Here is a 26,359-nt window from a genome sequence, read left to right as displayed (position 1 = left end):
CCTCCCCTCTCTCCCGAAGGACCACCATGAACCCGCCCGCCATCACCATCCGCCCGCGCATCGTGAGCGCCGTCGGCTCCGGCGCGTTCGCCCCCGAGTCCGAGACGCACCTCGCTCGGGAGCTGGCCGCCCACGGCGAGCTGCTCGCGACCGTCGACGCGTTCGACACCCCCGAGGCGCTCGCCGCGCTCGCCGAGGCCGACGTGCTCATCACCGGCTGGCGCACGCCGCGCGTCGACGCGGCCGTGCTCGATCGCGCGCCTCGGCTGCGCTGGATCCTGCACGTCGCCGGATCCGTGAAGGACCAGCTCGACCCCGTCGTGTGGGAGCGCGGCATCCAGGTGAGCTCGGCCGTCGACGCGAACGCCGTGCCCGTCGCCGAGTTCACCCTCGCGGCCATCCTCATGTCGAACAAGCGCATCGTGCAGATCGCGCGCGAGTACCGTGAGCGCCGCGAGCTCATCGACCAGGCCGGGCTCGGCGTCGTCGGCAACTACCGGCGCGTCGTCGGCATCGTCGGCGCGTCGCGCATCGGCCGCCGCGTCGTCGAGCTCCTGCGCCCCTTCGACCTCGACGTGCTCCTGTTCGACCCCACGCTGTCCGACGACGCGGTGACCGCACTCGGCGCGCGACCGGTCGCGCTCGCCGAGCTGTGCGCCGAGAGCGATGTCGTGTCGGTGCACGCGCCCTCGCTGCCGTCGACGCGCGGTCTCATCTCGGCCCCGCTCATCGCGTCGATGCGCCCCGGGGCGACGTTCATCAACACGGCCCGCGGCGAGATCGTCGACCAGGAGGCGCTCACCGAGCGGATCCTCGTCGGAGACCTGCACGCGGTGCTCGACGTGACCGTCCCGTGGGCGCTCCCGCCCGACCATCCGCTCTACGACCACCCGAACGTGCTGCTCACGCCGCACATCGCCGGGTCCGTCGGCACCGAGGTCGATCGCATGATCGACACCGAGATCGCCGAGCTCCGCCGCGTCGCCGCGGGGGAGCCGCTCGCCCACCCCGTCCTGCTCGAATCGCTCGTCATCGCCGCCTGAGGCACTCCGCCTGAGGCGCTCCGTCCGAGAGGCACCTGCCTCGAGCGGCACGCCCCCATCCGCAAGACGAAGGAGTCTTCGCATGCCCTCACCCGCCCGCACCGCGGGAGCCGCCGCCGTCGCGCTCGCCGCGCTCACGGCATCCGCCCTCGTCGCGCCCGCCGCCCAGGCGGCCGACGAGACCGTCCAGATCGCCGTCGACGGCGGCGACATCCGCCCTGACAACACGGCGGGCCTGCCCTTCAAGGGGCTCGGCGTGCTCAGCGCCAACTCCACGAGCAACCTGCTCATGGACTACAAGGCCGAGCACCCCGAGGCGTACTGGCAGCTCATCGATGTGCTGTTCGGCGGCGAGTACCCGCTGATCAGCCACGTGAAGATCGAGATGGGCTCCGACACGAACAACTCGACGGGGGCGGACGCCGCCACGATGCGCACTCCCGACGAGCTCGCGGACGCGTCGCGCTCGCCCGGATGGCAGCTGGCCGCCGACGCGAAGACGGTGAACCCCGACGTGAAGGTGTCGATCCTGCGCTGGACGATGCCGCAGTGGGTGCAGACCGCCTGGAGCGCCGGCACCGGCCAGGACGAGATGTACACCTGGTACAAGGAGACCATCCTCGACGCGTACGAGAAGTACGGCTTCATCGTCGACTACGTGAACCCCGACACCAACGAGACGACGAACCCCGACATCGCGTTCGTGAAGTGGTACGCGGACCGCGTCGCGAACGACACCGACTTCGCCGACCCCCGCTACGGGATCCCCGCCGACGAGCAGGAGGCCGTCGGCGAGGCGTACCGGTCCATTCGGATCGTCGCGTCCGACGAGAACCAGACGAAGAAGATCGGGCCCGCGCTGCTCGACGACCCCGAGCTGTTCGACATCGTCGACGCCGTCGGCTACCACTACAACACAGACGACCGGCTCGACGGCGACCCGACGAGCAGCACTTACCAGCCGTACACGAAGCTCGCGACGGGACAGACGCCCACGGGCGAGGATCGCGAGGTCTGGTACTCGGAGGGCGTGGGCTCGTTCGGCTACACCGACTACCGCGTGAACAACACGGATGGCCCGGGCGGCGCGTCGACGGGGATCGGCGGCGTGCAGAGCGCGCTCGACCTCGCGAACCGCGTCGTCAAGGGGTACGCGAACTCCAAGCGCACGCACTACATCTTCCAGCCCGCGATCGGCTCGTTCTACGAGGGGGCGCAGTACAGCCACAAGGAGCTGCTGAGCGCCCGCGACCCGTGGTCGGGATCCATCCACTACGACGCGGCGACGTACGTGATGCGCCACTTCACGTCGTTCGCGAAGACCGGGTGGGAGAACGCCGACAACACCGCCGGCATCTGGCGGACCATCCCCGAGGCGAGCGCGAGCGGCGTCCTGGGCACGGAGAACCTCGACGGGTCGAACGGGGCGCCGAGCTACATGACGCTCGCGGCGCCCGACGCCTCGGACTTCTCGACCGTGGTCGTGAACGACAGCGACCAGACGAAGACCTACCGCATCGCGCCATCCGCCCTCGCACTCGGCGACGACCTCACGGCGGAGCTCTGGGAGACCCGCGCGGCCGACGCCGGCGAGGCCTACGACGCGAACATGCTGCACCTCGCCCAGGAGCTGCAGCCCGCGTCCGACGGCTCGTACACCTTCACGGTCGCGCCGCGGTCGATCATCACCTTCACGACGCTCGATCGCTCGGGCGACGCCGACCTCGCCGAGCGCCTTCCGGAGCAGGCCGAGCGCGCCGTGCTCGACACCGACGAGACCGGCGGCGCTCTCGACGCATCGGACGAGGTGCTCTACGCCGACGACTTCGAGTACGACGAGGAGGGACCGGTGCGCGTCGGCGTCGACAACGGCGCGCGGACGGAGGAGCAGGACTACCTGACCTCGCGCGGCCACCAGCCCCGCTACATGGTCGACCAGACCGGGGCGTGGGAGGTCGGCGACGACGGCACCGGAGACCGCGTGCTCTTCCAGCGGATGGACCAGTCCATGAAGGACACGCGCGCCTGGAACGTGCGCCAGCCGAACACGCTCGTCGGCGACTTCCGCTGGCAGAACTACCGGGCGTCCGTCGACGTGTCGTTCGTCGACGAGGCGGGCGGGCTCGCGCGCCTGGGCGTACGGCAGCAGAAGGGGATGGGCGCGGGCGACGCCGCGTACAGCATCCGCATCACGAAGGCGGGCGCGTGGACGCTCGCGCGCCACGACACGACGGTCGCGAGCGGCTCGGTCGCCGCAGCGGATGGCTACGGTCTCGCGATCGAGGCCAAGGGCGCGCAGATCACGGCATGGGTCGACGGCGAGCAGGTGGCGACGTGGACCGACCCCAACCCGGAGTACGCCGGTCGCGTCAACCTCGGCACGGAGTTCCACGAGGTCGCGTTCGACGACCTGCGCGTGGAGAAGGTCGACGGCTACACCGCCTACGCCTCGGAGCTCGTGGACAACATGGACTCCCGCGTGGCGTACACCGGGGCGTGGGCGCACAAGGCCACGGCCGGCAGCGCCGACGACTGGTACCGCTCGACGTCGACCACGTCGGCCGCGGGCGCGACGGCGACGATCGCGTTCTCGGGCACGGGCGTCGACCTCATCGGCGGGAACGCCGCGGGTGCGCGCATCCGCGTCTCGGTCGACGGGCAGCCCGTCGAGGGCGCGACGCTGCGCGCGACCTCGAAGCGCGAGGCGGCGTACTCCCTGCGCGGCCTGCCCGACGGCGAGCACACGGTCGCGATCGAGGTGGTCTCGGGAACGGTCGTCATCGACGGCTACTCCGTCATCTCGGGCGTCGTCGACGGAACCGTCGACACCGACGAGATCCGCGACGCACTCGACGACACCGCCGGCTACGAGCAGGGGGACTACTCGGAGGCCTCGTGGGCCGCGTTCGCCGCCGCGCGCGCGGCAGCCGAGGCGGCGGTCGACGGCCAGGCCGGTCTCGACGCGATCGGCGCCGCCCAGCTCGCCGCGCGGCTGGAGTCCGCGGCCAACGGGCTGCGGCCGGCCGACGTGACGGACGACGTGCGCGATCTCGGCCTGGCCGGGGCGGTCTCGGTCGGCGGCGACCTTCCGGCATCGGTCGTCATCGACGGCGTCGAGCGTGCGGTGCAGTGGGCGCCAGGGAGCGACGAGGCCGAGCGTCGGCCCTACGCGGCGGTGACCGTGCTCGGCTGGACGACCGAGCCGATCGCCGACGGCCGGAAGCAGCAGATCTCCGCCCGCTTCCAGGTCGTGCCCGACGGCATCCGGTACTTCATCGACTCGGGCGTGCCGAGCGGTCAGACGTCACCCGCGTTCGATGCCGTGTCGCGCACGTTCGATCTCGCGAACGACGCCGTCGACCGGGCCTCGGCCGACGCGGCCTCGTGGGGCTTCGTCAACGACGGGCTCAACGTGAAGGGCGGGACGGATGTGAACGACATCTTCTCCACCGGCCTGTGGGCGGGCGCGGGCAAGACGGTGCGCTACCGGCTGCCTCTCGATGCCGGCGAGTACACCCTGACGGCCGGGTTCGCGGAGTGGTGGGGGCAGAACCGCCCCATGGCGACCGAGGTGTCGTTCACGGACTCGACGGGGACGCACACCGTCGCCGGGGCGCCGGTCTCCCTCTCGAGCAGCACGACGCGGGCGACGAGCGACGTGACGTTCACGCTGACCGAGCCGACGACCGTCACCTACACCGTGCGGAAGACCGGTTCGCAGGACCCCGTGATCAGCTGGCTCGCGGTCGCACAGGCGGACGAGCCCTCGTTCGAGGCGTCGGCGACTGCGTCGCTGCGGTGCGTCGGAGGCAAGGCGGTCGCGGTCGTCGAGGTCCGAAACGGCGCCGTCGCGGACGGGTCGGTCGAGATCACCACGCCGTTCGGGGCGAAGACCCTGCAGGTCGACGCGGAGAAGAAGCGGTCGGCGAGCTTCTCGACCCGCGAGGCGTCGGTGCCGGAAGGCGAGGCGTCGGTCGAGATCACCGGCGAGATCGACGGCGAGGCGGTGACGGAGACGCTCACCGCCGCGTACGGCCCGCTCTCCTGCGGCTGAGGGGAGGCGGACCCGCGTGACAGCGGGACACAGCGCAGGAGATCCGAGCGGATCGAGGGGCGGGAACCGGGTTCCCGCCCCTTTCCGCGTCGGAACTCCTGCGTGGTGTCTCGGCCCGCCATCCGCCGTGCGCGCGCTGTCCGTGCCATCCCGGCCATCCGCTCTTCCTCGTACCGAAAGCTTTCGAAAAGGCTTGCGGTCGCTCCTGCGCCGTCCCTAGGGTGACGAGCGTGCGCCGAAGCTCGGCGAGAAAGGGAGCAGACACAGTGGTCTGGTCAATGAAGGAGAGATCCCGTCGGCCCGCGAGGGCATGGATCGCCGTCGGGGTCGCATGCACGCTGGCTGTGGGACTGTCGGCTTCGCCGGCGTTCGCAGCCAACAGCGATCTCGGCTACCCGGTCTTCTCGGGAAGCGAGAACCCCGTTCCTGACACGGGGACGGGATACACCGTCGGCAATCAGCTGCAGGCCATCTTCGATGCGGATCTCGCTGCGGGAGCGGGCGCCAGCACCGAAAAGGATTTCTGGTTCGATCGGATGCTCACGCGAACGGGGACCGCGGGAAGCTTCGGCGACGAGAACCAGTGGCTGTTCAGCCGAGGGCGCGCCGCCTTCATGAAGGTGCACGACCCGGCGAAGCTCGGATTCGGCGGCCAGCTGGCGTACTGGGAAGCGGTCGACGGCCGCGACGCCTACACGGTCACCGCGAGCGTGGGCGGCGAGCAGATCACGCTCACCGAGGACGCGGCCGCGCGCAAGCAGACGCCCAGCTACTGGCGCAGCGTGCACCGCAACGCCGACGCGGGCGTCGAGATCGTCCAGACGAAGTTCATCACCGACGCCAACGTCCTCGTTACCGAACTCGAGGTGCGATCCACCGGAGCGGCCGTCGAGGTCGGGCTCCGCGCCGTGTCGCCGTACGCGACGGTGGCCGAGGAGAACGAGCTCACGGGAACGTTCGACGCCCTCAACGACATCACCAGGGTCCATCCGCGATTCTCCGGGGACGGGTTCGCGCCGGTCGACGGCGGTCTCGAGACCACACTCTCGATCGGCGCGGGGGAGAGCGCCGTCACCAAGCTGCAGCTGGGCCTCGTCACCGAGGAGATCGCGGAGTCGCGCCCCGCGTACGACGCGATCGCCGCCGCTTCGCCCTCCGACACGTACACGGAGCACGTCACGGCGTACAACCGCTGGTGGGCCGACAACGTGCCGTACCTCGACACCCCCGAGGATGACATCGACAAGACGCTCTTCTACCGCTGGTGGCTCCTGCGGTTCAACTACCTCGATGCGAATGCGCCCGGCAACGCGTACCAGTTCCCGACCGCCGTCGAGGGCGCGCTCGGCTACAACAACGCGATCGACCTCACGGTCGGCATGTTCATCGACGACCTCAAGTACTTCCGCAACCCGATCTACTCGTACGGCGGATGGGTGTCGACCGGCGAGACGTCGAAGGGCGGGCGCTTCGTCGACAACCCGGGTGACCCGGCGAACTGGAACGCGAGCCACACGCAGTACATCGCCGAGGCCGCCTGGAAGTCGTACCAGGTGCACGGCGGCCCGCTCGGGATCGTCGAGAACCTCGCGCGCTACGCGGAGGGCGACGCGAAGGGGCAGCTCAGCTCGTACGACTCCAACGGCAACGGGCTCCTCGAGACGAACTGGAATGCGTGGACGGGCAACGACGCCGACGCCGTGTCGTTCGACTACTTCCGGCGCGCGAATGAGCGGGCCGAGTCCGCCTACGTGTATAGCGGCGCCCGTGCGGCGTCGGCCGCCTACGGGCTGCTCGGCCGCGACGACAAGTCGGCGGAGATGGACGCGATCGCCGAGAAGGTGAAGACCGGCGTCCTCGAGAACCTCTGGGACGCCGAGGAGAACCTCATCAAGCACCGCGATCTCCAGACAGGCGAGCTGATCCCCTGGAAGGAGATCAACAACTACTACCCGTTCTCGGTCGGCCTCATGCCCAAGCCGGGCGAGGAGGACTACGCCGACGACTACGTGGACGCCCTCCGCCTGTTCGCCGATGACGCGGAGTACCCGATCTTCCCCTTCACGACAGCGAACCAGGCCGACAAGGCCGAAGCGGCGGCCGCGGGGCACCCCGGCACGAACAACTTCTCGATCATCAACTCCACCGTCACGTTCCGGATGGTCGCAGCGGCGCTCCGGGAGTACCCGAGCGATGCCATCGACGCCGAGTGGTACAAGAAGCTCCTCTACTGGAACGCGTGGGCGCATTATCAGAACGGTGGCGACAACCGCCTTCCTGACGCGAATGAGTTCTGGGCCGACGGGGACGCCGATCCGCAGAGCATCGGGTACCGCTCATGGATCCACCACACGATCCTCGGGACGACGAACTTCACGATGATCGAGGACGCGATGGGTCTGCAGCCCCGCACGGACGACAGGATCGAGCTCTACCCGATCGACATCGACTGGCCGCACTTCACCGTGAACAACGTCTCGTATCACGGCAGCGATCTCACGATCACATGGGATGAGCCGGGAGACGGCGAGCGCCCGTACGGCGACTCGGTGCCCGAGGGCTACTCCGTGTTCGTCGACGGCGAGCGGGCGTTCACGGTCGACGCTCTCACCCATGTCGTCTACGACCCCGCGACCGGCCAGGTCTCCTTCGAGGAGGACGTCGTGAACGGGGTGTCCGAACCGAAGGTCATCGACGCCGCCCCGGTTGCGCTCCGGTCGCCGCAGGACGTGGCGTACGCGGACGACTCCCGTGTCGTCGACCTGTTCGCGAAGGCCGGACAGGACATCTCCTCGCACGCGGCGGAGAATCTGGCTGAGGGGAGCCCGGTGACGGCGTCGTTCTCGGCGGACGGCCGCCCCGCGAATGCCGCAGTCAACGGCACGACGATCAACGAGCCCTTCTGGGGCACGGCCGGATCGCCGAACGCCACCGACTGGCTCGAGATCGACCTGGGATCGCCGCAGGCCGTGGACACGGTGCGCGCGTACTTCTACGACACGTCTTCGAGCGCGACGGCGTCCGGTTACGCCGAGCCCTCGCGGTACGGCATCGAGTACTGGGACGGCGCGGGATGGAAAGCCGTGCCCGGTGCCGTCGAGGCGCCGACCGTGCCGCAGCCGAACCTGAACGAGGCGCGGTTCCCCGAGATCACGACGCAGCGCATCCGCATCTCCGTGGCGCACGCAGAGGGGTACAAGACCGGGCTCAAGGAGCTCGAGGTGCTCCGGACCGGGGAGCCGGTCGGGGCGGCGGAGAACGCCGCCCCGAGCGTCCTCGCCTACACGCAGGCGGGAGCGGTGAGCGCCGGACGAGCCGAGCTCACGGGCATCGTGAAGGACGACGGTGCTCCCTCCGATCCGCTCACCGTCTCGTGGAGCGTCGTGTCCGCACCCGAGGGTGGCGATGCCTTCATCGAGCACGCCGACCGCGCGAACACGATCGTGCGCTTCACGGTCGCGGGCGAGTACCGCCTTCGGCTCACCGCGACGGATGGCGAGCACTCGGTCTCGGACGACGTCGTCATCCGCGGCGAGGCCGCAGACGGCGGAACGGACGTCGGACCGTCGGCTACCCCGACCGCCTCGTACACGGCCGGATGGAACCGCGTCACGGCTGTGAACGACGGCAGCGGTGTGAACGAGGGCGGCGATCAGGCCCAGATCTGGGGCACCTGGTCCGGGGATCGTCCCGCCTCCCAATGGCTGCAGTACACGTGGGAGGAGCCGGTGCGCGTCGCCGGGTCGGAGATCATGTTCTGGACGGACTCCGCGGCCGGAACGGGCGAGGGCGTCGCGGTGCCGACATCGTGGAAGATCCAGTACCTCGACGCCGAGGGAGCGTGGGTCGACGTCCCGAACGCATCCGGCTACGGGACGGAGCGCACCGGGACCAACGCGACGACGTTCGACATGGTGACGACGACGGCACTGCGCGCGACCTTCGAGGCTTCGCCGAATGCGGCCGGGACATCGTACTCGGCCGTCGGCGTCAGCGAATGGGACGTCTTCTCGGCGGCCCCCGCGGCGATCGACGAGACCCACGTCCGCACGGATGTGGGTGCGCTCCCGACCCTGCCGCAGCAGGTCGGCGTCACGTACGCCGACGACAGCCGAGCGCTCGCCGCGGTCACGTGGGCACCGGTGACGGAGGACCAGGTCGCGGCCGAGGGGAGCTTCGAGGTGCGCGGCATCGTCGAGGGCGCCTCGGCGACCGCGAAAGCGACGGTCTGGGTGCGCTCGACGCACGAGCTGACGATCAACCAGGTCGACACGGTCTCCGTCCACACCGCTGTCGGCGTCGCACCTGCGCTGCCGGAGAGCACGTCGGTGCTGTACAACGACGGCTCGAAGGAGACGCTTCCGGTGGTCTGGGACGAGATCGATCCTGCCCAGTACGCCTCGGAGGGCGAGTTCGAGGTGGCGGGAACGGTCCAGAGCGACCATGCGGGCGACAAGACGGCGACCGCTTCGGTCATCGTCGGGGCAGGCGGCGGTGAGAGCCCCGTCTCGGTCGCCGTGTCGGTGGACGGCCGCTGCGTGGGCGCGAAGGGCGTGATCGCGGTGAAGGCGACCAACGAGGGAAGCGCGGCGGCGGACATCGAGATCCGCTCGCCCTACGGGAAGAAGACGTTCGCGGGCGTCGAGCCGGGAGACAGCGTCTCGGTCGCGTTCAAGACCCGTGAGAAGGAGGTTCCGGCGGGCGCGGTCGACGCCACCGCGACGGCCGGCGAGGAGACGGGGACCTCCTCGGCGGAGTACGCCGCCTTCACCTGCCGGTGACGCGAGGGCGGCGGCCACGAGCCGCCGCCCTCCGGACCGTCCGGGGGTGACCCCGACGCCGCCGGTGCTCAGCGGGACACAGCGCAGGAGATCCGAGCGGATCAAGGGGCGGGAACCCGGTTCCCGCCCCTTTCCGCGCCAGAACTCCTGCGTGGTGTCCCGCCGTGCGCGCCGTCCAAGCCATTCGCTCTTCTCGCGCCCCGCCTCGCGGCAGCCGATGCGCATCGACGGGAGTCCTAGACTCGACGAGGAGGTCTGGATGGCGACGAGCGCGGATGTGGCGAGGCTGGCTGGCGTCTCGCAGAGCACGGTCTCGTACGTGATGAGCGGCACGCGATCGATCTCCGCCGAGACCCGCGCGCGCGTCGAGGCCGCGATGCGCCAGCTCGACTACCACCCCAATGCCGGCGCCCGGGCCCTCGCGGGTCGTCGGACGAATGTCGTCGGACTCGTCGTCCGGTTCGCCGCCAATACGGATGTGGCCGCTCTGCTGCCCTTCATCGAGACGATCTCGTCTTACTGCAGAGAGCGGGACTACGACGTCGTGCTCGTGACCGAGGACGAGGGCCCTGCCGGCCTCGAGCGGCTCGCGGGACGCGCGATCGTCGACGGAATCGTGCTGATGGACATCCGCCGCGACGACGACCGCGTCCCGGCTGCGCACTCCGTGCAGGTGCCCGTCGTCCTCATCGGCGTACCGGATGACCCGCGCGATCTCGACTGCGTCGACGTCGACGTCGAGGCGGCCGGCCGTCTGGCGGTTCGCGAACTCGCGGAGGCGGGCCATCGGCGCATCACGCTCATCGGCGAGAGTCCTGTGGTTCGGGCAGACCAGTTCGGCTTCGTCGCGCAGTTCGCCGAGAGCGTCGAGAGCGCGGCAGCCGACGCAGGCATCGCGGTATCGACCTATCAGCCGGACGCCGAAGGGTGGGCGGGCTTCACGCGCTTCGAGTCGCAGGCGGCAGAGCTCGCGGCGGTGCGGGCGGGCGTCATCGCCCGCACCCCGCAGGCGATCGACATGACCCTGCAGATCCTGCAGGCTGCCGGGGTCACGCCCGGGAAGGACGTCTCGCTCGTCGGCGTCTGCACCGACAGCACGGCCGAGGCATTCCGCATCCCGGTGACGAACATCTCGCCCGAGCCGCGCGAGGTCTCTCGGCTCGCGATGGAGAGTCTCTTCGCGCGATTGGATGGGCGCCCGGCTGAACGGGGCGTGCAGCTCGTCTCGCCGAGACTCACACGACGTCGCACGACCGCGCCGCCGCGCTGATCGCGGCGCGCAGGCGTCGTGCGTGTGCTTGCGTTCACCCGCCTCGGCGTCTAGTCTGTCGATGCGCATCGAATCGATGCGCATCGAATCACGAATCGGCCGCCGCTGGCGACGGCATGGAAGGAACTCCGATGACTCGACGTCGAGCTTGGATGCGCGCAGCGGCTGCTTCGGCGGTCGCACTCACCGCCTCGGCCGCCCTGGCCGCGTGCTCGTCAGCGACGGACGATGGCGACGACGCGGGCACAGTGACGATCGCCGGTTGGTATGAAGACGGCGTGATCGGCAGCACGCTCGAGGCGGCGAACGAGCTCCTCGCCGCCGACGGCATCACGCTGGAGTACACGCAGGTCCCCCTGGATCAGTACAACACCTGGCTCAGCACGCAGCTCGCCTCGGGCGAGGGGCCGGACATCATCATGGACGGCGCGAGCTTCCCGGCGCGCGTGGCCGCGGGCAATCTCGTCGACCTCAGCGACGACGACGTCATCGAGGGCTTCAGCGAGGTCGGCCTCGCTCTCGCAAGCGATGCCGAGGGTCGGGTCTTCGGGGTCCCCTCCTACGGCTGGTTCTCCGGCATCTTCTACAACAAGGCGCTCTTCGAAGAAGCAGGCGCGGAGGTGCCGACGACGTTCGACGAGTTCCTCGACGCCGCCGACAAGCTGACGGCTGCGGGGATCCAGCCGATGGCCGCCGGCCTCGCCGACAGCGACAAGGCCATCCACTCGCTCATGGGCTACCTCGAGAACGCCTACTACAACAACGGCGACGGGAGCGTGCAGCTCGACACGGATTTCGCGTACGGCGAGGCGGCCCTCGATGGCAACTGGAACGATCCCCTCTCGGACTGGAGTCAGGTGATCGAGCACGGCGTCCTCACGCCGGAGATGGTCGGCGTTCCGCTGTCACAGGCGGTCGCCGAGTTCACCAACGGCGAGGCGGCCATGTACATCAGCGGTCCGTGGGACTACCAGGCGATCAAGGACGCCGGTCTCGACTTCGGCATGTTCTCCCACGTCGGCGAAGACGCCGAGAACCAGTGGCTGCTGGGCGGGCCGGCGGCGAGCATGGGCGTCAATGCCGACAGCGACCAGCCGGACGCGGCGCTCACCGCGCTGCGTGCGCTTGCGTCGCCCGAGGCGCGGCAGGCGGTCGTCGACGCGAACCTCGGCGCGTTCAGCTACCTCGACGGCGTCCAGGGCACGTTCCCCTCGGAGTACGAGCTCGTCGCCCCTCTGCTCGACGAAGGGCGCGTCGCGGTCGCATGGGACCGGTGGGGTGTGAACATGCCGGCCCAGACCATGCTCGACACCCTGACCAAGGGACTTCAGAGCGTGATCAGCGGACAGCAGACCACGGACGATCTGATCGCCCAGCTCGACAGCCAGGCTGACTCGACCCGCTATTGAGCCGCGAGGGCGCGGCCGCCGCATGCGGCCGCGCCCCGGACAGGAGACACCGCATGACGACGCAGCAGCTGCGCCCGGCGCCCGCCGCGCGCGGGCCGCGCCTTGAGCCTTCGGCTTCGATCGGGCGCGGCGCCCGCGCCCGCCGGCCACGGCTTCGGGCGAACGCCCCCTACATCCTCATGGTCGCGCCGGCGCTCGCGATCTTCGCGGTGTTCTTCATCATCCCGGTCGTCCGCACCGCTGTGCTGAGCCTCACGGACCAGAGCAACCACAGCCAGGACGTCGCCTTCATCGGGCTCGAGAACTACGTCGAAGCGCTCACCCACCCGCAGATCCTCGCCGGGATCCAGCACTCGCTGCTCTACGCGGTCGCGGTCGTCGTCCTGCAGAACGCCATCGCGCTGCCCGTGGCGCTGCTGCTGCACGGGCGGATCCCGTTCCGCAGCGGATTCCGGACGATCTTCTTCGGCCCGGCCGTGCTGAGCGTGCTCGTCGTCGGATACCTGTGGAGCTACATCTTCTCGTCGAACGACTACGGCCTGCTGAACGTGCTGCTGCGCTCCGTGGGGCTGTCGAACGTCAACTGGCTGGGTGACCCGGATCTCGCGCTCGGCAGCATCATCGTCACCCAGGTGTGGCAGTGGTTCGGCTACCAGATGATCATCTACCTCGCGGCCCTGCAGACCATCAACCCCGATCTCTACGAGGCGGCCGCGCTCGACGGCGCGGGGCGGTGGCGATCGTTCCGCACCGTCACCCTGCCGGGCCTCATCCCGGCCTTACAGATCACGCTCGTCACGGGACTCATCTCCGGCCTCAAGGTGTTCGACATCGTGATCTCGATGACCAACGGCGGTCCGGGCTTCGCGACCGAGACCGTCCTGACCCTCATGTACCGCAAGTTCTCGGAGGGGAACTACGGCCTCGCGGCGTCGTTCGGCGTGCTCTTCCTCATCGTCAGCCTGCTCATTGGCGGTCTGCTCCTGCGTCTGTTCCGTCGACTCGAGGCGAGGTACTCATGAGCGCGTCCACCGTCATCCGCATGCCCTCCCTCCGACGCAGCCGCCGGCGGACCTCGATCCTCGCGCTGATCGTGCTGAGCATCCTCGCCGTGCTCGTGCTCGTGCCGATCTACTACCTCGTCGTCACCACGTTCAAGTCGCCGGCCGAGGCCGCGGCGAATCCGATGGGCCTGCCCGCGTCGTTCGACCTGACCGTCTACGTCGATGCCTTCGTGAAGATGGAGTATCCGCGTGCGTTCCTGAACACCTTCCTCATCACGGTCGGGTCGGTTGCGGGTGTCGTGCTCCTCGGGGCTCCGGCCGGGTACGCCCTCAGCCGGAAGTCAGGGAGCCGAGTCGCCTCGATCGCGTTCCTCACCCTGCTCTCGGGGCTGATGTTCCCGTACCAGATGTCGATCCTCGGCCTCTACGAGGTGGTCAAGGCGCTCGGCCTCATGAACAGCCTGCTCGCGGTCATCCTGATCAACGTCGCGGTGAACCTGCCCTTCGCGACCCTGCTGTTCCACGCCTTCACGACGACCGTTCCGCGCGAGCTCGAGGAGGCGGCGGGCATCGACGGCGCGGGGACGATCCGCACCTTCGTCACGATCGTGTTCCCGCTGCTCCGCCCCGCCGTGGTGACCGTGGCCATCCTCAACACCCTCAGCGCGTGGAACGACTTCATGGGCCCGCTCTACTTTCTGCAGTCCCGTGAGAAGCAGGTCATCCTGCAGGAGGTGTACCGCAACATCGGCCAGTTCTCGATCGACTGGACCTCGCTCTTCCCGATGATGGTCCTCGGGGTCCTGCCGCTCGTGGTGTTCTACCTCATCCTCCAGCGGCAGGTCATCGGCGGCGTCGCCGGATCGATCAAGGGCTGACATGGCACGACGAGACGGAGCGACCGCATGACGTCCACAGAGACCATCGACCAGGAGACGACCATCGCGGTCGACCCCGTCGAGCGCGCCGTGGCGCGCGAGATCGAGCTGCGCCTCGGTTCGGGGCGTGCTCTCCTCGACGCGGAGACGGGAAGCCCGCAGCAGTTCGTCGACGACACCGCCCCCGAGCGCACCTACCTCCTCGACGGGCGGACGCCCTGGCACTCCCTCGAGCACGCATGGGGGAGCGGACACGTCGTCGCGGACACGTTCGCCGGCCGATGGAACGCTCCGCATGAGCTCGAGATCGACGGCGACGTCGTGCGGGCCGCGTACAAGGTCGGCCCGCTGGTCGTCGACGTCGAGCGTCGCGGTGGCGACCTGCTGCGGGAGACCTATCGGTTCCGAAACACCTCAGACAGCGCCATCCGGATCACAGGTCTCGGGGTCCAGACTCCCTTCGCCGACCTCTACCCTGGCGCGCTCGACGCTCTGACCAGGCGGGTGCACGCGCACGTCTTCACTGGCGGACGATGGGCGTGGGTGGCCGCCCAGCCGATGGACGGTCGGGGGCACGTCCTCGGGCTGAGAGTGACCGAGGGTGAACTGTGGTCGTACTCGGTCGAGACGCGGAACGCGAACACGATCTCGAACGCGCGAGGGCATCTCGTGCTCAACGTCACCGATCGGGCGCGCAACCCGGATGCCTTCGGCGGTCAGCCCGCGCTGGCGCTCGACGCCGGGGCGGAATACGTGCTCGGCTGGGAGCTCGGCTGGCACAGCGACATCGCGTCCTTCATCGAGGCGACCCACGCGCCCGCCGAGTTCTCGGCGCTGGCGGCGACCGTCGGGGAGCCCATCTCCATCCGAACGCCGTGCGAGGTCCGGGCGGCGGGCGGGGTGGAGGTGGTGACGGAGCCCGCCGGCGCGCGCATCACCGCTCGGGTGCACGGTCTCTACGCGATCCGGCTGGGCGACGGCGCGCGCAGCGAGGTGCTCTTCCACGACTCGGTGGCCGACGCCGTCCGGAAGCGGGCGGAGTTCGTCATGCGGTATCAGCTCGGCCGCGAGCGCCCAGGACTGCTCTCCCACGCCATCCTGCCCGTCGACACCCGCACGCGCCTGACGCAGCTCACGAACGGCTGGTCCGACTGGACCGACGGGTCCGAGCGCATCGGGGTGGCGATCATGCTCCAGCACGGTGTCGCCCGCGGCTGGCTCGGCGCGGAGGTCGACGACGCGCTCGACGGCTGGGCGGGCTTTGCGCGGGAGCACCTCCTCGACGACACCGCCGCCCCGCGGCGCGGTTCCCAGCAGCATCACGCGGGCATCCGGCTCTATGACTCGCCCTGGCTCGCGCGCTTCTTCCTCCTCCGGCACGCGCACCGCCGGCGCGCGGAGGACCTCGAGCTCGCGGCGCGGATCCTCGAGCGCGCCCTCGAGCTCGGGATCGGGAAGGTGCTCACGATCGGGTTCTCCGAGGTCGCTGTCGCCGTCGCGAGCGCGCTCGCCGTCGCGGGCGCCTCCGGTCGGGCGGGCGCGCTCCGCTCGGCCGTCGTCGAAAGCGCGCGGCAGTACGCCGCCCGCGGCGCGGACCTTCCCGGGCACGAGGTCGCCTACGAGCAGGCGATCGTGGCGCCGCTGCTCAACCTGCTGATCGACGCGCACGCGCTCACCGGCGACGAGGCGCTGCTCGAGGCCATCCGCGAACGGCTTCCGTGGCTGCTCGCTTTCGGCGGCCCGCAGCCGCACGCGCGCCTCGGCGGAATCGCCATCCGGCACTGGGACGGGTACTGGTTCGGTCAGCGCAGGCAGTGGGGGGATGTCTTCCCTCACTACTGGAGCGCCCTCACGGCAGGGGTGCTCCTGCGCCTGCCTTCCGAGCTGCGCACATCGGCGACGGATGCGCTCGCCGACCGGATCCTGCGGGCGAACATGGCGAACTACGGCGACGACGGCTCCGCGACGTGCGCCTTCGTGATGCCCTCCTCGGTGGATGGAGTGCCCGCCCACAGCGCGGATCCGCTCGCGAACGACCAGGACTTCCACCTCGCCCTGTGGATGCAGCTCGCCTCCGACGGGTACACGACGCTGCCCTAGCGAGATCGCGGCCACAGGCGCCGGGAGGCGAGCCGTCCATCCCGGCCATCCGCCCGCATGATCGATTGCGATCGCTTCCACGAAGGCATGGTTGCCGCGCGATGCGGACTCCCGCTTGACTGATGTTCACGCAAACATCCGCGAGGCGGCGTCGCCTCGCTCACGAGGGAGTGATGTTGAAGAGAACCATGACGGCCGCGGCGGGGCTGACTCTCGCCGCCGCCCTGACGATGTCCCTGGCGGGGCCGGCGACGGCCGAGGTCCCGGTCGGCGAGCCGACGACGTACACGTCGTATCCGGCCATCCAGGATCCGGGCAGCAGCGCGCCCGACTACTTCCAGCCGCTGTGGCTCGATGACAACGGCGCGCACATCCAGGCGCACGGCGGCCAGATCGTGACCGCCGAGGAGGACGGCCGCACCGTCTACTACTGGTACGGCGAAGACCGCAGCAACGGCTACTACGGCAGCCCCGGCGTGCACGCCTACAAGTCGTACGACACCGTGAACTGGGTCGACCAGGGCGTCGTGCTGCGCTCGGTGTCCGACGCCTCCGAACTCGAGACGGAGTACTTCGACGCCCTCTACGACACGGTCGACGAGGCGGGTCAGCCGCGCACGGAGCGCATCGCCGAGCTGAACTACCACCTCAACACGAACGACGCGGCCGAGTACACGACGATCTTCGAGCGGCCCAAGGTGCTCTTCAACGAGGCGACGGGCAAGTGGGTGCTGTGGTGGCATTCGGATGGCCAGACGAGCCCGGGCGGGAGCATGTACGCCCGCTCGATGGCGGGCGTGGCCGTCTCGGACAGCCCGACCGGGCCCTTCAAGATGACCGGCGTCTACCGGATGCCGAACCGCACCGACTACAAGGCGTGCATCTCGGCGGCCGTTCCCGGCCAGGCCCGCGACATGACCGTGTTCCAGGACGACGACGGCACGGCGTACATCGTCTACTCCTCAGAGGAGAACCGCTCGCTCTACATCGCGGAGCTCGACGCGTCGTACACGAACGTCACCCACACGACCGACACCGACATGGCCGACGCGGGGCAGTACTCGGAGGACGGCCGCTTCCCCTATCTCTTCGCAGACGGGACTCCGGAGGCGCCCGTGCGCGGGGAGGACTTCCAGATCGTCAAGGAGTGCGGCATGCTCGAGGCGCCCGCGCTCTTCCAGCACGGCGGCCGGTACTACGTCGTCGCATCGGGCGCGACGGGCTGGGCGCCGAACCCGCAGACGTACCACACGGCCGACACGATCCTCGGGCCGTGGATCCGCGGCGTCCAGGCCGACGACGCCTACGAGAACGTCGCGTACAACGCGATCCCCGAGGGCGGCGACGGCCTCCTCTCGGTCGGCGACGTGCGCCGCACGACGTTCGGCTCGCAGTCCACGAACGTGCTCGACCTGGGCGGTGGCCGCTTCGTCTACATGGGCGATCGCTGGAACTCCGGCGCCGCCGACTCGACCTACGTGTGGCTGCCGATCACCATCGGCGAGAACGGCCGAGCCGAGATGCGCAATCCCGCGACGGAGGACCCGGAGCGCTGGGGCGCCGGCTGGGATGCGTCGTACTTCGACGAGCACGGTCTGGGCGAGGGCATCTGGTCGGTCGTCGACGACCGCCTGCCGGAGACCGTCGAGCCGGGGGAGGACTTCTCCGCGAAGCTGCCCGAGACCGTCCCGGTCGCCGTCGACGGTGCGACGGCTGAGGTCGCGGTGACGTGGAGCGCGACGTCGTTCGACGAGCGGGGCACGCAGCTCATCACCGGCACCCTGGCGGCCGATGCGACGTTCACGGCGGGGCGCACGTTCACGCGCACGATCGAGGTCGCGACGCCCGGCATCGTCAACCTCGCGCTCGACGCCGCGGTGGCGGCATCGAGTCGCCAGGACCTCGCCGGCACGACGGCCGACGGCAACGTCAAGGGCAAGGGCTGGGACGACTGGGTCGGGGGCGGCGTGTACCCCAAGAGCAGCTGGCTGTCGTACACGTGGGCCTTCCCCCAGGACGTCGACGAGGTCGTCGTGCACACCTACAAGGACGGCGCGGGCGCGACGTGGCCGTCGACCATCGCCGCAGAGTACCTCGACGCATCGGGAGCCTGGGTGTCGGCGAACGCGAGCGTCGACCTCGCGCAGGACGCCTCGGCCACCGCACCCGTCGCGAAGCTCGACGTGTCGGGCATCCCGGCGACCAGCGGGGTCCGCCTGCAGCTGAAGACCGCGACGAACGTGTGGCAGTCGATCTCCGAGGTGCAGCTGTGGGGCGCCGAGGGAGTGCGGGATGTCTGCGGTGCCGACGGCACGACGCTCACGGCGAGCTTCCACCAGACGCAGTACGAGACGATGCCGCCCGCGAACGCGTGCGACGGCAGCGCCGCGACCTCGTGGTCGACGTGGGACAGCACGAAGCGCGACCAGGCGACGCTCACGATCGAGCCCGCCGAGGCCCACATCGTGGATCGGGTCGGCTTCACCAACCGCGAGGGCACCATCACGGGCGTGAGCGTCGAGTACCGCGACGCGCACGGCACCTGGCACCCGACGACCGCGAAGGACGTCGTCCCGAGCGCGAACGGCTCGCCCACGTCGTTCACCTTCGAGCCGGTGCTCGCCTCGGCCGTGCGTCTCGTCTTCGCGACGCCGGGCTCGTACCTCAAGATCCCCGTGCTCGCGGTCGGCGCGGTCGACGCCGCGGTCGAGCCCGCCGTGACGAGCCGCTGCGTGGGAGGCAAGGTCCAGCTCGTCGCGACCGCGCGCAACACGGCGGACGGCGCGGCGGATGTCGCGGTGCAGAGCGTGTACGGAGGGCGCGTCCTCGACGAGCTCGCGCCAGGACACGCGGCCTCGGCCGCGATCGCCGTCCGAGCAGCCTCGGCGACGGCAGGCGAGACCACCTTCACGGGAGCGGATGGCGTGCCCGTGACGGTGGGCTACCCCGCCGCCAGCTGCGGTTGAGCGCGCGCGGGTGCCCCGGCCGCGGCCGGGGCACCCGCGACCGAATCCGACCGCTTCCCGAAGGCGGCTCTTGCCAAGCCGGCAGGGGATCGCTACTGTCTTCGTAGTTTCATCGACGGTTAGATTTATCCTCGAAGAGACACCCGTCGGCGATGGAGCCGACGCTCCGACTGCAGAGAGGCAGAGGATGTCCGTGACGGACAGGGTGCAGCCCAGACGACGGCTGCTGAAGGATCTCACGCACAGCAGGGTGCTCATCCTCATGTGCATCCCGGCGATCGTGTTCTTCGCGATCTTCAGCTATGCGCCGCTCCCCGGGATCTGGATCGCGTTCACCAACTTCAACTACCGCGACGGCATCTTCGGCAGCCCGTTCGTGGGGTTCCAGAACTTCGAGTTCCTCATCAAGTCGGGCCAGCTCTGGCTGCTCACGCGGAACACGATCCTCTACAACCTCGCGTTCATCGTGCTGGGGAACATCCTGCAGATCGCGCTCGCGATCATGCTCAGCGAGATCGCCTCGAAGTACTTCAAGAAGGTCACGCAGACGGTGATGTTCCTGCCGTACTTCATCTCGGTCGTGCTCATCGGCGTGATCGCGTTCAACCTGCTCAACTACGACACCGGCGCGCTCAACGCCCTCATCGAGTCGACCGGCGGCGACCCGATCAAGATCTACAGCACGGCGGGCGCGTGGCCGCTCATCATCATCCTCGTCCACCTCTGGCAGAGCACCGGGTACGGGTCGATCGTGTACTTCGCGGCGATCATGGGCATCGACCGGACGCTGTTCGAGGCCGCGGCGATCGACGGGGCCTCGGCGTGGCAGCGGATCCGCTACGTCATCCTGCCGAGCCTCAAGCCGACGTTCATCATCCTGCTGCTGTTCTCGCTGGGCGGGATCATGAACGGCAACTTCGGCCTGTTCTGGAACCTCATCGGCAACAACGCCGCCCTGTTCTCGACCACCGACATCATCGAGACCTCGGTGTACCGGATGGTCATGTCGCAGAACAACTTCACGACGTCGACCGCGGTCGGCCTCTACCAGTCCCTCTTCGGTTTCGCCCTCGTGATGACGGCGAACTGGGTCGTGCGAAGGATGAACAAGGACTATGCAATCTTCTGAGACGCTCGTCCCCCCGCCCACGGTCACCGAGGCGGTCACGACCGCGAACGCGAGGAAGCGCCGCGGCGGCCCGACCGGGCGGCCGACGACCATCAAGCTCGCGAAGAGCGACTACACGCTCAAGGCGATCTCGTATGTGACGATCTCGCTCTTCTCGCTGTTCTGCGCGCTGCCGTTCATCCTCATCATCTCGGCGTCGTTCTCGAGCGAGTCCGAGATCATGAAGAGCGGGTTCGGACTGTGGCCGAAGGGCTTCACGCTCACGGCGTACGAGTACATCTTCAACTCGCCTCGGCAGATCCTCGGCTCCTACGCCGTGACGATCATCATGACGGTCGCGGGCACGGCGATCGGGCTCTTCATCATCTCGATGACGGGGTACGCCCTGTTCCGCCGGGACTTCCGGTACCGCAATGTCATCTCGTTCTTCATCTACTTCACGACGCTGTTCTCCGCGGGCCTCGCGCCGACCTTCCTCTGGGTGGGGCGTGACCTGGGGCTGCGCGGCAGCTACCTCGCGGTCTTCCTGCAGCTGCTCATGACGCCGTGGCTCATCATCCTCATGAAGAACTTCATGCGGACGGTCCCGTACGAGATCGTCGAGTCGGGCAAGGTCGACGGCGCGGGCGACTTCCGGATCTTCGCGCAGCTCACGCTCCCGATGATGAAGCCGGCGCTCGCGACGATCGGCCTCTTCCTCGCTCTCGGCTACTGGAACGAGTGGTACCTGTCATCGCTCTACCTCGGCAGCTCCGTGGAGTTCAAGCCGCTGCAGTACTACCTCTACAACGTCATCAACACCGCGAACGCGCTGCGCAACTCGGTCGCCGGCGACAACGTGGTGATCTCCGAGCTGCCGAGCAACACCCTCAAGATGGCGAGCGCCGTGATCGCGACCGGCCCGATCCTCCTCGTCTACCCGTTCGTCCAGAAGTACTTCGTCACCGGCATCACCGTCGGCGCCGTCAAGGGCTGAACCCGATCCCACCCCTCCACCAGGAATGAGCCGAAGGAGTCTCACATGAGAAGGAACATCGTCCGAGCGGGAGCAGCGCTGCTCGCCGTGGGCGTCAGCGCGGGCATGCTGTCGGCGTGCACCGCCGGCAGCGGCGAGCAGTCGAGCGGCACCGCCGAGATCACGATGCTCGTGCTCGGCGACAAGCCGACCAACGGGCGCGTCGAGGCCATGCTCGAGAAGCTCAACGAGCGCCTCGCCGAGGAGGTGGGCGCGACGCTCGACCTCTACTACGTCGAGTGGGCCGACTGGCAGACGCAGTACAACGTGCAGCTGCTCTCCGGCGACTCGAACATCGACCTCATCACCACGGCCACCGACTGGCTGTTCGCGTGGGAGAACGCGGAGAAGGGAGCCTTCCTGCCGCTGTCGGAGGAGATGCTCCAGGAGCACGCGCCGAAGACGTGGGAGCAGGTCGAAGCCGACGGGCACTGGGATCTCACGAAGCTCGACGACGGGCAGATCTACTTCATCCCCGAGGACAACTTCACCCAGTGGACGAACCACGGGTTCTTCTACCGCGGGGACTGGGCGGCCGAGGCGGGCTTCGAGAACGGCGAGATCACGGCCTTCGAGGACTTCACGACCTACTTCCAGTGGGTCAAGGAGAACAAGCCGGAGGCCTACCCGTGGGATGTCGCCGGCACGAACGAGGCCGCCCTCACGGGCTACCTGCAGGGGCACACCGACCTGCAGACGATCCAGCAGATCAGCGCGGGCATCTACTACCCGTTCCAGACGTCCGAGTCCGACCCGTACACGGTCACGTCCTGGTACATGGAGGGCGACGAGCTGCTCGAGGCCGCCGAGCTCGCCAAGGAGTGGAACGACATCGGGGTGTGGCGCGAGGACGCGCTCAACTACGACGGCGACACCCGCGAGCTCTTCTACTCGGGCCTGTCGGGCGCCGACCAGCACCACACCCAGACGTTCGTGGGCGGCATCGTGCACAACATGAACGAGCGCCAGCCCGGATCCGACCCCAAGTTCTTCTACTGGGGCCAGGAGAACGGCAACTACTTCCGCGACATCCTCACGCACGGCGCGATGGCCGTGAGCGCGACCTCGGCGAACCCGGAGAAGGCGCTCGAGGTGTACGACATGCTCCGCAACGACGAGGAGTCGTACCGCCTCATCAACTACGGCATCGAGGGCACCGACTACGTCATCACGGACGACGGCAAGCTCGACAACCCCGAGGGCTACGACCCGTCGACCGACGCGCTCGGCGCCAACTTCTGGGCCGGCCGCATGGACGAGTACGAGCTGCCGCGGGTCACCGACGCGGAGAACAAGCAGGAGCTCTACGACCAGCTCGACGCCGAGGCGAAGGACTACCCGTACTCGACCCTCCTGTTCAACAAGGACGCGATCGATCCGACCCTCGCCGCCATGGGCGCGGTGTTCTCGGAGTACATCCCGCAGCTGCAGTACGGCAAGTTCGACGACCCCGAGGCCGCGATCGAGGAGATGCGCCAGAAGCTCCGCGACGCGGGCTACGAGGACGCCCTCGCCTCGGTCCAGGCCGACATGGACGCCTGGGCGGAGAGCCAGTGACCGCAGGCGACTGAGCGCCTGCATCGGCAAGGGCGGGCCCGCGCACCGCGGGCCCGCCCGATCTCGAAAGGGGAGAGGATGAACGGCATCTTCGCGGCGGACTCCGCGCTCATGCGGTTTCTCACGCGCGTCGCGGACGCGATGATCCTCAACGGCCTGTTCATCGTGGCGTCGCTGCCCGTCGTGACGATCGGCGCATCGCTCACCGCGCTGAGCTTCACGGGGCGGAGGCTCGCGACGGGCGCGTGCGAATCGGTCACGGGCGACTTCCTCCGGTCCTTCCGGCGGAACCTCCGCCAGGCGACGTCCCTGTGGCTGCTCATGCTGCTCGTCGGCGCGGCGCTCGCCGCATGGTTCGTCGTCGTGAACGGGATCGGAGTCCCGCCGATGCTCGAGTTCGCCCTCCTCGCGATCTGGTACGTCGTCGTGTTCTTCTGCGTCGCGTGGGCCGTCTACGTCTTCCCCTATCTCGCGACCTTCGAGGGGACCATCCCCGAGGTCCTCCGGAACGCGCGGCTCCTCTCCCTGCGGCACCCGCTCTCGACGTTCCTCATCCTGACCGTCCTCGTGCTGTCGGCGGTCGTCACGATCTTCTCCCCGCAGGCCACCGGCTACGGCCTGCTGTGGCTCCTCATCGGATTCGGCGGGCTCGCCATCGTCATCGGCAGCGTGCTCGACCGGGTCTTCAGCCGGTACATCGACTCTTCGAGCGAGAGGTAGGCGCGTGCGCGCGAACCCCATCATCCCCTGGCGCTTCCACCTCGGCGACGAGCCCGACGCGTGGAAGAAGGGCTTCGACGACACCGCATGGCGTGCCGTGAGGGTGCCGCACGACTGGAGCGTCGAGCAGGAGTTCTCGCGCGACTGCTCGAGCGGCACGGGATATCTGCCGGGCGGCGTCGGCTGGTACCGCGCCCACGTGCCGATGGGCGAGCTCGCCGACGCCCCGCATGTGCGCCTCGTGTTCCACGGGGTCTACAAGAACGCGCAGGTCTGGGCGAACGGATACCACCTCGGCGGACGGCCGTCGGGGTACGCCGCGTTCTCGTTCGACCTGACCGAGATCCTCTCGTACGCGCCCGACGACGACCTCGTGCTGAGCGTGCGGGTCGATCACTCCGACCTCTCCGACTCGCGCTGGTACAACGGCGCGGGGATCACCCGCGGCGTCGAGATCGAGGTGCACGAGGCCGTGCGCCTCCGTGAGTACGGCACAGCCTTCACGACCCTGTCGGCGGACGCCGACGAGGCCGTCGTGCGCGTCGTCCAGACCCTCGTCAACGACGGCCCCGAGCCGGTGTCGGTGCAGGTCCGGCACGAGCTGCGCTCCCTGACATCGGGGCGCGTGCACGCCTTCGACGCGGCCGTCGAGGTGCCAGCGGGCGGCGCGGCCGACGTCGAGAGCGAGACGCGCGTGCCCGATCCCGAGCTCTGGTCCGATACCGATCCGCATCTGCACCGTCTGTCGACGACCCTCGTGCCCGATCGGGGGCCATCCGCCCGCTACACGCAGACCGTCGGGATCCGCACGGTCGCCTTCGACGCCGACGCGGGCTTCTCGGTCAACGGCGAGCCGCGCACGCTCACGGGCGTGTGCCTGCACGAGGACGCGGGGCCGTTCGGCACCGCCGTGCCTCCGGCGGTGTGGCTGCGGCGCCTGCTGCGGCTGAAGGAGATGGGCGCGAACGCCGTCCGCATGGCACACAATCCGCACGCCCCCGAGCTGTACGCCCTCTGCGACGCGCTCGGCCTCTTCGTGATCGACGAGGCCTTCGACGAGTGGGAGAACCCGAAGAACAAGTGGTGGCAGGGGCACAACGTGTACCCGCCGCGGCACGAGGGCTACGCCAAGGACTTCCCGGAGTGGCACGAGCGCGACCTCGCGGCCATGATCGACGCGCATCGCGGCCATCCGTCGATCATCGCGTGGAGCATCGGCAACGAGATCGACTACCCGAACGACCCGTACGCGAGCCCCCTCTTCGACGAGATGACCGGCAACAACGACGCGAGCAAGCCCGCGGCCGAGCGCGTCTACGATCCGTCGCGCCCGGACATCCGGCGCCTGACGACGATCGCTCGGCGGCTCGCGGCGATCGTCCGCGCGAAGGACCCGACGCGGCCCGTGACGATCGCGGCGGCCTTCCCCGAGCTGTCGAGCCTCACGGGCTTCCTCGACGACATCGACGTCGTCGGCTACAACTACAAGGAGCACCTGTACGAGGCCGACCACGCGCGGTTCCCCGACAAGCCTCTGCTGGGCAGCGAGAACGGCCACGGCTACGCCGACTGGCAGCACGTCGTGCGAGCCGACTACGTGGCGGGGCAGTTCCTGTGGACCGGCATCGACTATCTCGGCGAGGCGCACGGATGGCCCGTGCGCGGCTCGGGGGCGGGACTGCTCACGCTCGCGGGCTTCGCGAAGCACACGTGGCATCTGCGGCGCAGCTGGTGGACCGACGAGCCCGTCGCGCATCTCGTGACCCGGCCGGCAGGGGAGGGTCCGCGCAGCTTCTGGAGCCATCCCGTCTCGCGCGCATGGGAGGGCGGGGAGCGGGTCGAGGTGCTCTGCTTCGCGGGCGGCGGCGAGCCGAGGCTCACGTGCGGAGGCGACGCGATCCCGCTCGCATGGGACGACGAGGGCGGCTTCTGGACGGCCGAGACCGACGTGCGCTCCGCGCCGCTCGTGCTCGAGATCATCCGCGACGGCGCCGTCGTCGCACAGGACGAGCTCCGCGCGCGCGGGGCGGCCGATCGCCTCGACGCGGTCGTCTGGGAGGCCCCGGAGCATGCGGCGCGCCGCTGCGCCGACGCCGGCCTCGCTCTCGACGGCGCCCCGTTCGACGGTCTCGTGCAGATCGAGTGCGCGCTGCGCGACGCCGACGGAGGATCGGCGCGGGACGAGCGGATGGTCTCGGTCGAGGTCTCCGGCGGCGAGCTGCTCGGGATCGAGAACGGCGACCTCGCCGACGTCACGCCCTACGCGAGCTCGCAGCGGCGGACCCTCGAGGGGCGGCTCGCCGTGTTCGTGCGCGCGGACGCCGGCGCCGTCGTGCGCCTCCGGGCCGAGGGGCTCCCCGAGACGATCGTGGAGTGCGGGCCGTGACATACTGGCGACGACCGGCGGGGGACCGGTCGCCGGGATCGCCCGCC

General features: G+C 69.3%; 14 protein-coding genes. All 14 read left to right on the top strand.

The window, feature by feature from the left end; all coding sequences use genetic code 11:
• The first annotated feature begins 26 nt into the window (after nt 1-26).
• The 14 genes from M1D56_RS14340 (at nt 27) to M1D56_RS14275 (ending at nt 26,312) form a co-directional block, all read left to right on the top strand.
• Complete coding sequence (locus M1D56_RS14340) at nt 27-1,043, top strand: hydroxyacid dehydrogenase (RefSeq protein ID WP_456283961.1); 1,017 nt, start codon at nt 27-29, stop codon at nt 1,041-1,043.
• Nucleotides 1,044-1,125: 82 nt separating this feature from the next.
• On the top strand, nt 1,126-5,097 hold the full coding sequence (locus M1D56_RS14335; protein ID WP_456283960.1) for a hypothetical protein: 3,972 nt from the start codon (nt 1,126-1,128) through the stop codon (nt 5,095-5,097).
• A 344-nt stretch (nt 5,098-5,441) separates the two neighbouring features.
• Nucleotides 5,442-9,878 (top strand): Ig-like domain-containing protein, encoded by a 4,437-nt coding sequence (locus M1D56_RS14330; RefSeq protein ID WP_456283959.1) that lies wholly within the window; start codon nt 5,442-5,444, stop codon nt 9,876-9,878.
• 46 nt (nt 9,879-9,924) lie between these two features.
• Nucleotides 9,925-11,148, top strand: coding sequence for a LacI family DNA-binding transcriptional regulator (locus tag M1D56_RS14325; RefSeq protein WP_456283958.1), 1,224 nt, complete (start codon nt 9,925-9,927; stop codon nt 11,146-11,148).
• A 278-nt stretch (nt 11,149-11,426) separates the two neighbouring features.
• Nucleotides 11,427-12,557: an ABC transporter substrate-binding protein gene (locus tag M1D56_RS14320; protein ID WP_456283957.1), complete on the top strand. Its 1,131-nt coding sequence runs from the start codon at nt 11,427-11,429 to the stop codon at nt 12,555-12,557.
• A gap of 53 nt (nt 12,558-12,610) precedes the next feature.
• The gene (locus tag M1D56_RS14315) at nt 12,611-13,579 is read left to right on the top strand and encodes a carbohydrate ABC transporter permease (RefSeq protein ID WP_456283956.1); all 969 of its coding nucleotides are present in this window, start codon (nt 12,611-12,613) and stop codon (nt 13,577-13,579) included.
• Nucleotides 13,576-14,439, top strand: a complete 864-nt coding sequence (locus M1D56_RS14310) for a carbohydrate ABC transporter permease (RefSeq protein WP_456283955.1) — start codon at nt 13,576-13,578, stop codon at nt 14,437-14,439. The genes M1D56_RS14315 and M1D56_RS14310 overlap by 4 nt, the downstream gene beginning before the upstream one ends.
• Nucleotides 14,440-14,466: 27 nt before the next feature.
• Complete coding sequence (locus M1D56_RS14305) at nt 14,467-16,539, top strand: hypothetical protein (RefSeq protein ID WP_456283954.1); 2,073 nt, start codon at nt 14,467-14,469, stop codon at nt 16,537-16,539.
• A gap of 173 nt (nt 16,540-16,712) precedes the next feature.
• Nucleotides 16,713-19,505 (top strand): discoidin domain-containing protein, encoded by a 2,793-nt coding sequence (locus M1D56_RS14300; RefSeq protein ID WP_456283953.1) that lies wholly within the window; start codon nt 16,713-16,715, stop codon nt 19,503-19,505.
• A 193-nt stretch (nt 19,506-19,698) separates the two neighbouring features.
• Nucleotides 19,699-20,634 carry an ABC transporter permease gene (locus tag M1D56_RS14295; RefSeq protein ID WP_455969319.1) on the top strand — a complete coding sequence of 312 codons (936 nt, stop codon included), beginning with the start codon at nt 19,699-19,701 and terminating at the stop codon, nt 20,632-20,634.
• Complete coding sequence (locus tag M1D56_RS14290; protein WP_271172903.1) at nt 20,621-21,610, top strand: carbohydrate ABC transporter permease; 990 nt, start codon at nt 20,621-20,623, stop codon at nt 21,608-21,610. Before M1D56_RS14295 ends, M1D56_RS14290 begins: the two co-directional genes overlap by 14 nt.
• A gap of 45 nt (nt 21,611-21,655) precedes the next feature.
• On the top strand, nt 21,656-23,206 hold the full coding sequence (locus M1D56_RS14285; RefSeq protein WP_421075201.1) for an ABC transporter substrate-binding protein: 1,551 nt from the start codon (nt 21,656-21,658) through the stop codon (nt 23,204-23,206).
• A 78-nt stretch (nt 23,207-23,284) separates the two neighbouring features.
• Nucleotides 23,285-23,926 (top strand): YesL family protein, encoded by a 642-nt coding sequence (locus M1D56_RS14280; protein WP_456283952.1) that lies wholly within the window; start codon nt 23,285-23,287, stop codon nt 23,924-23,926.
• Between the two features lie 4 nt (nt 23,927-23,930).
• On the top strand, nt 23,931-26,312 hold the full coding sequence (locus M1D56_RS14275; protein WP_456283951.1) for a glycoside hydrolase family 2 TIM barrel-domain containing protein: 2,382 nt from the start codon (nt 23,931-23,933) through the stop codon (nt 26,310-26,312).
• The last annotated feature ends 47 nt before the right edge of the window (nt 26,313-26,359 follow it).

The organism is Microbacterium sp. JZ101, from assembly GCF_053903175.1.
Note: the sequence above shows the minus strand (reverse complement) of the source record. Positions and strands in the feature narration are given on the sequence as shown.

Excerpts from the sequence above, each read along its gene's own strand:
- M1D56_RS14335 (WP_456283960.1), top strand. The coding sequence starts at position 1,126 with ATGCCCTCACCCGCCCGCACCGCGGGAGCCGCCGCCGTCGCGCTCGCC.
- M1D56_RS14310 (WP_456283955.1), top strand. The coding sequence starts at position 13,576 with ATGAGCGCGTCCACCGTCATCCGCATGCCCTCCCTCCGACGCAGCCGC.
- M1D56_RS14285 (WP_421075201.1), top strand. The coding sequence starts at position 21,656 with ATGAGAAGGAACATCGTCCGAGCGGGAGCAGCGCTGCTCGCCGTGGGC.
- M1D56_RS14280 (WP_456283952.1), top strand. The coding sequence starts at position 23,285 with ATGAACGGCATCTTCGCGGCGGACTCCGCGCTCATGCGGTTTCTCACG.
- M1D56_RS14340 (WP_456283961.1), top strand. The coding sequence starts at position 27 with ATGAACCCGCCCGCCATCACCATCCGCCCGCGCATCGTGAGCGCCGTC.
- M1D56_RS14290 (WP_271172903.1), top strand. The coding sequence starts at position 20,621 with ATGCAATCTTCTGAGACGCTCGTCCCCCCGCCCACGGTCACCGAGGCG.
- M1D56_RS14315 (WP_456283956.1), top strand. The coding sequence starts at position 12,611 with ATGACGACGCAGCAGCTGCGCCCGGCGCCCGCCGCGCGCGGGCCGCGC.
- M1D56_RS14300 (WP_456283953.1), top strand. The coding sequence starts at position 16,713 with ATGTTGAAGAGAACCATGACGGCCGCGGCGGGGCTGACTCTCGCCGCC.
- M1D56_RS14305 (WP_456283954.1), top strand. The coding sequence starts at position 14,467 with ATGACGTCCACAGAGACCATCGACCAGGAGACGACCATCGCGGTCGAC.